We start from the raw sequence: 8,827 nt of genomic DNA, 5'->3' as shown, positions 1-8,827 counted from the left end.
AGGTCGAAGCGTGCGGCGAAGTCGTCGACGAAGACGGGCATCACGTTCGCCCCGCCGTTGCCGAGGGTGACACCGGATACGAGCGCCACCACGACGCCGAGGGTGAGGGCGGGGCCTCGCGTGCTCATCGAGGGCTCCTCGGTGCGGGGCCGGTCACCGGGCGTGCGTCAGGCATGGGATTCCTCAGGTGGGGGGAGGGAGCGGGAGAACGCGGGCCGGAAGGGGGGCGGTCAGCCGGCCCAGACGTCCTCGACGTACACGCCGGACTCGATGAGCGCGGCCAGCCAGGCGGTGGCCTCGGTGTCGTCCGCGCCGGTGCGTTCGCGGTAGATCGCCCTGAACGCCTCCCGCACGGCCGGGGCCATCCGGCGGCCGTCGCCGCAGATGTGGACGCGCCCGCCGGCCTCCAGCGCCGCCCAGACCTCGTCGCTCTCGCGGGCGATGCGGTCCTGCACGTAGCGCGCGCCGTCCTCGGGAGCGCGGGAGAAGGCGGGGCGCATGCTGACGGCCCCGGCCGCCTCGGCGGTCTCGAACTCGTCGCGGTGCAGGTAGTCGACGTCCGGGTGGTCGCAGCCGAAGTAGCACAGCAGCGTGCCGGTGGACCCGCTGTGCAGGCGGTCCAGTACGGCGCCCCGGAAGGGCGCGAGGCCGGTGCCGGCGCTGACGAGGATCACCGGTACGGCGTCGTCGTCGGGGAGGCGGAAGTCCTCGTTGCAGGGCAGCACCCGGGCCTGGACGGTGTCGCCCGCCTCCAGGGTCTGGACGTGGTGGGAGGCGATGCCCTGGAAGGTGCCGTCGCCGGCGTGGTGGGGTGCGGCCAGCAGGGACACCATCAGGTCGACGGTGTGCGGCGTGGCCTGGGCGGAGGAGGAGACCGAGTAGTGGCGGGGCCGCAGCACCGGCAGGAGTTCCAGGAAGCGTTCGAAGGGCAGCTCGCAGGCGCGGTAGCGCTCCAGGAGGTCCAGGACGCTCGACCGGGTTCCCGTCCCGGCGAGTTCCGTGAGGGGCCTCTTCTCCGGCGGGCAGGCGGTGTGCTCGGCGAGTACGGCGACCTGCTCGGGGGTGGCGGGGTCCTGGAGTTCGACGAAGTCGGTCAGCAGGCGGCGCAGGGTCAGCGGGCGGTCGACCGGGAGGGCGCCGCGGCTGCGGCGGCGGGCCCGCAGGGCCACGGTGCGGTCCAGGTCGAGGGCGAAGCGGTCGGCGACGCGCCGGACCAGCGCTTCGGGGTTGCGCGGCAGGAGGGCGAGGTGGTCGCCGGTGCGGTAGGTGACGCCGTCGGGCAGGCGCAGCCGCAGGAAGCGCTTGGAGCGGCCCGACTCGTGGTCCGTGTCGACGAGTTCGTACGCGTCGAGCACCTCCATGGGCCGTACGCCGTGCCGTGCGGCGAGTTCGCCGGTCACCGACTCCGCGGCGTCCTGGAGTTCGTACAGGCCCCCTTCCTCCTGCGGCTCGGCCGAGGCGGTCGTCGTGCCGGAGCCGTAGCGGTCCAGGAGGGCGTTCCACAGGTCGGCGCTCCAGCGGTCGACGGTGCCGGCGAAGTCGCCGGAGGCGTCGGCGGCGCCGCGTTCGAGGAGGGGGACGGCGCCGGCGGCCCTGAGGCGTTCGTCGATGAGGGCGGGGACGCGCTGGTAGGTGGCGGCCCAGTTGCGGTCGCCGACGCCGAGGACGGCGTACGGGAGGCCGTCGAGCGCGCCGGGTTCCAGGGTCTCCAGCCAGGTGACGAAGGCTGCGGCGTCGTCGGTGGGGCGGCCGTTGTAGGAGGCGGCGACGATGACGACGGGGCCGTTCAGCTGGTCCACCGCGGAGTCGAGGGGGGCCACGGAGGGGGTGAAGCCGTGGGTGTCGCCGTCCGTCGCGAGGTCGCGGGCGATGCCGGCGCAGGTGCCGAGGTTGGAGCCGTGCAGCAGGGTCAGCGCGGTGCCGGTGGCGGACCGGGTCAGGGGGCGGTCCTGTACGGAGGCCGCGCCGATCGCCGCTGCGGGGGTGCGGCGTTCGGCCGCCGAGCGGCGTATCAGGCGCAGGGTGAAGCCCTCGGGCTTGATCGTCAGGGACTGCTTGATCTTCAGCTGGTAGTCGGTGTGGTCGTCGAAGCGGTAGCGGTGGACCAGCAGGCCCAGCAGCAGGGTGGCCTCGTGCAGGGCGAACTGGCGGCCGATGCAGGCGCGTTCACCGCTGCCGAACGGTTTGTACAGGTGGATCGGGCGGGCCGCCTCGCGCTCCGGGGTGAACCGGTCGGGGTCGAACAGTTCGACGTTCTCCCCCCAGGCGGGGTCGCGGTGCAGGGCCGGGGTCAGCACCATCAGCGTCTCGCCCTTGCGGACGGCGTACTTCCCGCCGATGACCGTGTCCTCGACCGGCTCCACCGCGAACGCGGGCGCGGTCGGCCACAGCCGCAGGGTCTCGCTGAGCACCTGGCGGATGTAGGTGAGCTTGCCGATGTCGCCGTAGTCGGGGTCCGGGGTGTCGGTGTCGCCCCACAGGGCGTCGACCTCGGCCTGGGCGCGGGCCAGCACCTCGGGGTGCTTGGTCAGGTAGTACAGGGCGAAGGACAGGGCGCCGCTGGTGGTCTCGTGGCCCGCGATGAGGAACGTGTTCACCTGGTGGCGGATGTTGACGTCGTCCAGGAGTTCGCCGGTCGCGGGGTCCTCGGTGTGGAGCATACGGCCCAGCAGGTCGTCCGTGCTCGGGTCGCCTGAGGCGCGGCGCCGGCGGATGACCTCGTCGACGAGGTCCGTCATCAGCTCGACGTCCTTGTGGAACCGGTCGGTCTGCTTCCACCTGAACAGTTCCGAGCCCGGCACGGACTCGCCCTTGAGCTGGGTGAAATGCATGGCGCGGTTCATGGCGTCGACGAAGGGGTGGGGCTCGTCGCGGCTGAACGACTCGAAGTCGTAGCCGTATCCGCACAGGCCGATCGTGTCGAAGGTCAGCCGGGTCATGTCCTCCGGGACGTCGACCGGGTGCTCACCCGCCGCCCGGTCCCACTTGGCGACGAGCGAGCGGGCCACGCGCAGCATGGTCGCGTGGTAGCCGCGCATCGCGCCGAGCGAGAACGCGGGCATCAGGATGTTGTGCGCCTTCTGCCAGTTGGGCTCGTCGTTGAAGGCGGTGAACAGGCCGTCCCCGACGACCTGCCGGATCTCCACGAGGTCGTCGTACACGTTCTTGCGGAAGCGGGTCTCGTCCACCAGCTCGGTCACCAGGTCGAGGCCGCCGACGACGACGGTCTCCGTACCGAAGACCCTCACCCTGAACACCGGCCCGAGCTCCTTCACCTCCTTCATGAGGTGAACCAACCCGTCGGCCCCCTTCGGAATGTCCAGGGCGTGACCGATCAGCGGGAGCGCCGGGCGCTCGGGGATGGCCTCGGTCGTGTCGGCAGTCGTGCGGGGCATGGGCGGGCCTTTCGTCGTGCGCCAGCGGTCGCTTGTGGATCACCATACAGACGACATTGTCGTCTGACAAAGTCGTAAGAATGTGTCGCTCGACACGGGCAGTTGACAGAACCGGGGGTGGGGTGGAGGTCGCCTACCCGTCTCTGGCGCTGCGGGCGCGCTGCTCGTCGGGCGTCGCCTCGCCGAAAGAATGTGCGCGGAGGTGTCGATCCCGGCAGCCTCCGTTCGACGCTCAGGTGAGAGAAGGACATCCACACGAGAGGCGAAGGCCATGCCCAAGGTCCGCGTACACAACGTCACGATCTCCCTCGACGGCTTCATGGCCGGCGCGAACCAGCGACTCGACGCCCCGTTCGGCGACGGTGTCGGCTGGGGTGACGATCTGCACAGCTGGTTCGTCTCCGCGGCGGAGGATGCCGCCGCTGGCAGGACCGGAATCGATGTCGACCACTTCACCCGCGGCGACCGGAACATCGGCGCCACGATCATGGGGCGGAACATGTTCGGCCCGCAGCGCGGGCCGTGGGAGGACGAGTCCTGGACGGGCTGGTGGGGCGACAACCCGCCCTACCACCACGACGTCTTCGTACACACCCACCACGTACGCCCGACGCTGAAGATGACCGGCGGAACAACCTTCCACTTCACCGACGGGCCCCTGGAGACCGTGTTGCAGCGCGCACTCGACGCCGCAGGCGGCAAGGACGTCCGCATCGGGGGCGGCGCGGCGGTCATCCAGCAGTACCTGCGGGCCCGGCTGATCGACGAGCTCCACCTCGTGATCGCGCCCTTGCTCATCGGACGCGGGGAACGACTCCTCGACAATCTGGCCGACGGCATCGACGGCTACCGGGTCTCCGAGCTGGTCAGCTCACCGAAGGTCACGCACGCGATGCTGATCCGCCGGTAAGGTTCGAGGACTCCGTTCAACCAGCCTCGTGTGGACCCACACTTGTGCGACTACGGCGTTCAAAGCACCCGCGGGCGCACGAGTGGCGGCTCAACTCCTTCGCGCCGTACACGACGGGGATCGACGGGCAGAACGTGCACTTCCTGCATGCGCGGTCCCGGGCTTCGGTTTCTCCGGCCCCACCACCGAGCCGGGCTGGGACGTCGCGCGGGTCGCGGGGGGGGGGGGCGTGGGCCGAGCTGATGCGGCGCCTGGGGTACGCGGAGAAGGCACGCCTGGACGGCTACCGCCGGTTCTCGGACGAGCTGTCGGGCTACATGAAGCTCCAGTCCACCCGGCCGCAGGCCCTCTCCCCGGTCGGGCAGCTCGCCTGGATCGTGGAACCCTTCCGTCAGTGGACCGACTCCCGCGACGTGCCCGAGGACGCCGTCGACCGCGACCAGATGCTCACGGACGTCACGCTGTACTGGCTCACCGGCACCGCGGCCTCCTCGGCCCGCTTCTCCAAGGAGAACGCCGCGAGCTGGGGAAGCTTCCGGCCACTTCGTTGCGATGGAGGCGGCGCCCGGCGACGCGAGGGCGGCCCACGAGCGGGCCCCGAACCGCGTCGACCGCAGGGTTCTCGCCGGCCCCGCAGGCAGGTGGCATCGACGACGGAGCCGGCGAGAGTACGGGATGAGCTAGACGCCGTCGACGAGTCCGCCGGCGATCCGGTCGAACTCCTCCAGGACGTCGAGGAGTCCGGCCCGGCCCCACAGGGCGAGCCCGAGGGCGGTGACGCCGACGGCCGTCATGTGGAGGGCGCCCAGCAGGTCCTGTCCCGACAGCGCGCGCATCGCCGGGCCATCGCCCCGGGCCCACGCCCGGGTCGCCTCGGTGATGGCGAGCTCGTAGTGGGCCGGGGCGGCGGTGGCGGCCTCGTCGGAGTACCTGACCAGTTCGCGGACGCTCCAGCGCCTGCCGGTCAGCTCCATGATGCTGATCGTGGAGCCCAGCAGGCCGCTCAGGACGGCGTACGCCTCGGTCCGGCCGTCCGCGTCCAGACCGGCCAGCGCCGCCTGGACCGCGTCGGTGTCGTGATCGACGTAGGCCCGGACGACGTCCACCGCGTTGCTCATGAGCGTCACCGTACGGTCGCCCGGGCGCGCGGGGATCGGTCTCCCGGCGCAGCGGGCCTCGGAAGAAAGCACTAGGACCTCCGCGCCTCGGGAGACACACCTCCCTCACGGCGACGGCGCGGGGGCGAGGTTAAAGCGGGGCGAGGTCAAAGGGGGAGGAAAGTCTCCCTCCCGCAGGCCCGAGTCGCGGTGCCAGACTGCCCGCGTGACCGGCCGCCGCTCCCCCGGCACGCGGCTCTCCAGGTCCCTTCGACTCGACGAGGATCCAGCCTCCCCGGTTCGTGCTGCCGCGCGCAGCCGATCCGCCTGCGACGCGAAGGCATACGCATGTCCACTGAACTTCCCGAATCCGCCGACGCCGATGAGCCGTCCAGCGCGCCGACCCGGCGGACCTTCATCGCCACGAGCACCGCTGTGGCGGGCGGCGCGATCGGCGGCACGCTCCTCGGCGAGCGTCGGCACGGCCGTCGCCGACGCCTGCGACAAGGTACGGCGGCAGGCGATCGACCTCGCCGTCGGGGACGAGGAATCCCCGCTGTACGGGGTCGACGCCGAGGACGTGGTGGTGCGCGCGGGACGCCTGCACGTACCGGGCGACCCAGCGCGCGGCGAGACCTACCGCAGCCTCCTGGCCCGCAACCACCGCACCCACCTGGAGGCCGACGGCACCTACACCGGCCCCGGCAGCACTCCTACAACGCCACCTTCGCCGAGGTCGCCGTGGACGCGGACCTCGGCCTGGTGCGGGTGCGGCGGATGCTCGGCGTGTACGACGCGGGCCGCATCATCAGCCCCAAGCTCGCCGACAGCCAGGCCATCGGCGGCATCGTGGGCGTCATCGGTACGGCCCTGCTGGAGCACACGGTCACCGACCACCGCGACGGCCGGATCGTCAACGCGAACCTCGCCGACTACCTCGTCCCCGTCAACGCCGACGTCCCCGAGGTCCGGGCGATCTACCTGGACGGCGAGGACAACGGCGGCAACGCCCTCGGCGTCAAGGGGCTCGGCGAGGTCGTCCAGGTCGGCGTGGCGGCGGCGATCGCCAACGCGGTCTTCAACGCGACCGGCCGCCGGGTACGCCAACTGCCCATCACCGCCGAGCAGTTGCTCTGAAAAGGACCCGCCCATGCTGAACATCGCGGACACGCTGCTCCGCTGGTGCCGCGAGGCACGCCCCTTCGCCCTGGCCACCGTCGTCGGCGTCACCGGCAGCGCGCCCGGTTCGGGTACTCCGACGACGACGCCTTCGCCGTCGGGCTGACCTGCGGCGGCGGACTCGGGCGGATCGTCGCCGAATGGCTGCTCGCGCGGACCCGGACGACGGCAGGCCTGCCGCTCTCGCCCAGATCGTCGAGGGTCCCGGGGAACTGGTCGGCCGGATGCTGTACGCCGAGCTGCTGGACGACGCCGTGACCGGTGCGGTGCGCCGGGAGGTGAGCGCCTCGGTGCACGCGTCGCTGCGGGCCGGGCGTACGGCCCGGGTGGCGGTCGGCGGGGACGGGGCCTCCTGCCCGCAGCGTTTGTCGGTCCTGGTGCACGTCCACGCGTCGCGCCCCCGGATGCTGATCTTCGGCGCCGTCGACTTCGCCGCCGCCCTCAGCCGGGCCGGCAGCCTCCTCGGCTACCGGGTCACCGTCTGCGACGCCCGCCCCGTCTTCGCCACCGAGGCACGGTTCCCGGACGCCAACGAAGTCGTCGCCGACTGGCCCCACCGCTACCTGGAGCACACCGACGTGGACACCCGTACCGCCGTCTGCGTCCTCACCCACGACGCCAAGTTCGACGTACCCCTGCTGCGCACCGCCCTCGGACTGCCCGTCGGGTACGTGGGGCGTACTCTCGGTGAACGCCTGCGCCTGTTGCGCGAGGCGGGTGTGCCGCCGCGGCAGCTCGCCCGGCTGCGTTCACCCATCGGCCTCGACCTCGGTGTCCGTACCCCGGAGGAGACGGCGGTGTCCATCGTCGCGGAGATCGTCGCCCACGCGCACCGGGGTACGGGCCTGCCGCTGTCCCGGGGGCAGGGCCCGATCCACCGGCCGGTGCCGGTCAGCTGGAGCCGCTGGTCGGCGGCCCAGGAGGCCAGCAGGCGCAGGCGTTCGTTCGTGGGCGAGCCCGGCGCGGCGGTCCAGACGGTCAGGTGCTGGTCGGCGTCGGTGTTGGCGGTGTACGTGTCCCAGTCGAGGACGAGTTCGCCGACGACGGGGTGGTCGAGGGTCTTCGTGCCGACGGTCCTGGCGGCGGCCTTGTGCTCGCCCCACCACTTCGCGAACTGCTGGTCCCGGGTGGCCAGTTCGCCGACCAGCTCGATCAGGCGCGGGTCCTCGGGGTAGCGGGCGGCCTCCATGCGCAGCTGGGCGACGGCGGTCCGCGCCGAGGTCTCCCAGTCGGCGTACAGGGTCCGCATCGCCGGGTCGGTGAAGATCAGGCGGGGGTAGTTGCGGTGCTTCTCCGGGACCAGGGAGAAGTCGGTGACCAGGGCGGCGGCCAGCGCGTTCCAGGCGAGGATGTCGCCGCGGCGGGCGTGGCGGTGAGGTCGTCGAGGACGCGCTGGAGCTGCGGCTGGACCTGCTGCCGGCCGCGCCGCCGGGTGCGGGGCGCGGGCTTGCCGGCGAGCTGGAAGAGGTAGCCGCGCTCGTCGTCGTCCAGGTGGAGGACCCGGGCGAGGGTCTCCAGCACGGGGGCGGACGCCCGGATGCGGCCCTGTTCCAGCCGGATGTAGTAGTCGGTGCTGATCGAGGCGAGCTGGGCGACCTCCTCGCGGCGCAGCCCGGCGACCCGGCGGGGGCCGCCCGTCTCGGGCAGTCCGACCATGCGGGGGCTCAGCTCGGAGCGGCGTTGTGCGTCATGCTTCCCTTCCCGCGGAGGCGGACAGGTCCTGGCGGCGCAGGCCGGTCATGCGGTTCAGCATGGCATTCGGCGCGCTCCGGGAAGGAGGGGCACTTTCCTCCCAGGATGAATCCCTCCGCTTTCCGCGCCTACGCCCGGGTGTGAGCCTGAGTTCCGGGCGCCCCCGGAACCACTCGCTGCGTGCACCGCGAGTTCATGGGCACCTGCCAGGCCGAGTACGTCCGCATCCCCAACGCCCAGGGCACCCTGGAGTTCGGGGCCACCGGCATCGTCACCGAGCGCGGCGAGGAAGGCATCGCCCGCGTGCGGGAGTTGACGGGCGGGGTCGGCGCGGACTCGGTCCTGGAGTGCGTCGGTACGGCCGAGTCCATGCGGCAGGCGCTGCACTCGACCCGTCCCGGCGGCGACGTCGGCTTCGTCGGTGTCCCCCACGACGTCGCGATCGACGGCCAGGAGCTGTTCTCCCACGTCGGTCTGCGCGGCGGCACCGCGCCCGTGCGCAACTACCTGACCGGCCGCATCGCCCCCGGCAAGGTCTTCGACCTCACCCTGCC

3 protein-coding genes and 4 pseudogenes are annotated in these 8,827 nt (G+C 72.1%); 4 read left to right on the top strand and 3 right to left on the bottom strand.

Going from position 1 to position 8,827, the window contains the following annotated elements; genetic code table 11:
* Window positions 1-230 precede the first annotated feature (230 nt).
* On the bottom strand, window positions 231-3,395 hold the full coding sequence (locus AOK24_RS16415; protein WP_055720818.1) for a bifunctional cytochrome P450/NADPH--P450 reductase: 3,165 nt from the start codon (window positions 3,393-3,395) through the stop codon (window positions 231-233).
* A 271-nt stretch (window positions 3,396-3,666) separates the two neighbouring features.
* Here AOK24_RS16415 and AOK24_RS16410 point away from each other — a divergent pair, with 271 nt between their 5' ends.
* Window positions 3,667-4,305 carry a dihydrofolate reductase family protein gene (locus AOK24_RS16410; protein WP_055720817.1) on the top strand — a complete coding sequence of 213 codons (639 nt, stop codon included), beginning with the start codon at window positions 3,667-3,669 and terminating at the stop codon, window positions 4,303-4,305.
* Between the two features lie 680 nt (window positions 4,306-4,985).
* Here AOK24_RS16410 and AOK24_RS16405 read toward each other — a convergent pair.
* Window positions 4,986-5,423: a hypothetical protein gene (locus tag AOK24_RS16405; RefSeq protein WP_055720819.1), complete on the bottom strand. Its 438-nt coding sequence runs from the start codon at window positions 5,421-5,423 to the stop codon at window positions 4,986-4,988.
* Window positions 5,424-5,871: 448 nt separating this feature from the next.
* Here AOK24_RS16405 and AOK24_RS45945 point away from each other — a divergent pair.
* Window positions 5,872-6,539, top strand: a pseudogene (locus tag AOK24_RS45945) (xanthine dehydrogenase family protein molybdopterin-binding subunit); the annotation flags it as partial.
* Between the two features lie 13 nt (window positions 6,540-6,552).
* A pseudogene (locus AOK24_RS45940) lies at window positions 6,553-7,462 on the top strand (XdhC family protein); the annotation flags it as partial.
* A 17-nt stretch (window positions 7,463-7,479) separates the two neighbouring features.
* Here AOK24_RS45940 and AOK24_RS16390 read toward each other — a convergent pair.
* Window positions 7,480-8,249 (bottom strand): annotated as a pseudogene (locus tag AOK24_RS16390) (helix-turn-helix domain-containing protein); the annotation flags it as partial.
* Window positions 8,250-8,450: 201 nt separating this feature from the next.
* Here AOK24_RS16390 and AOK24_RS16385 point away from each other — a divergent pair.
* A pseudogene (locus AOK24_RS16385) lies at window positions 8,451-8,827 on the top strand (zinc-binding dehydrogenase); the annotation flags it as partial.

Source organism: Streptomyces niveiscabiei (assembly GCF_001419795.1).
GTDB lineage: Bacteria > Actinomycetota > Actinomycetes > Streptomycetales > Streptomycetaceae > Streptomyces > Streptomyces niveiscabiei.
This window is presented reverse-complemented; position numbering and strand designations above follow the sequence as displayed.

Excerpts from the sequence above, each read along its gene's own strand:
- AOK24_RS16415 (WP_055720818.1), bottom strand. The coding sequence starts at position 3,395 with ATGCCCCGCACGACTGCCGACACGACCGAGGCCATCCCCGAGCGCCCG.
- AOK24_RS16410 (WP_055720817.1), top strand. The coding sequence starts at position 3,667 with ATGCCCAAGGTCCGCGTACACAACGTCACGATCTCCCTCGACGGCTTC.
- AOK24_RS16405 (WP_055720819.1), bottom strand. The coding sequence starts at position 5,423 with ATGAGCAACGCGGTGGACGTCGTCCGGGCCTACGTCGATCACGACACC.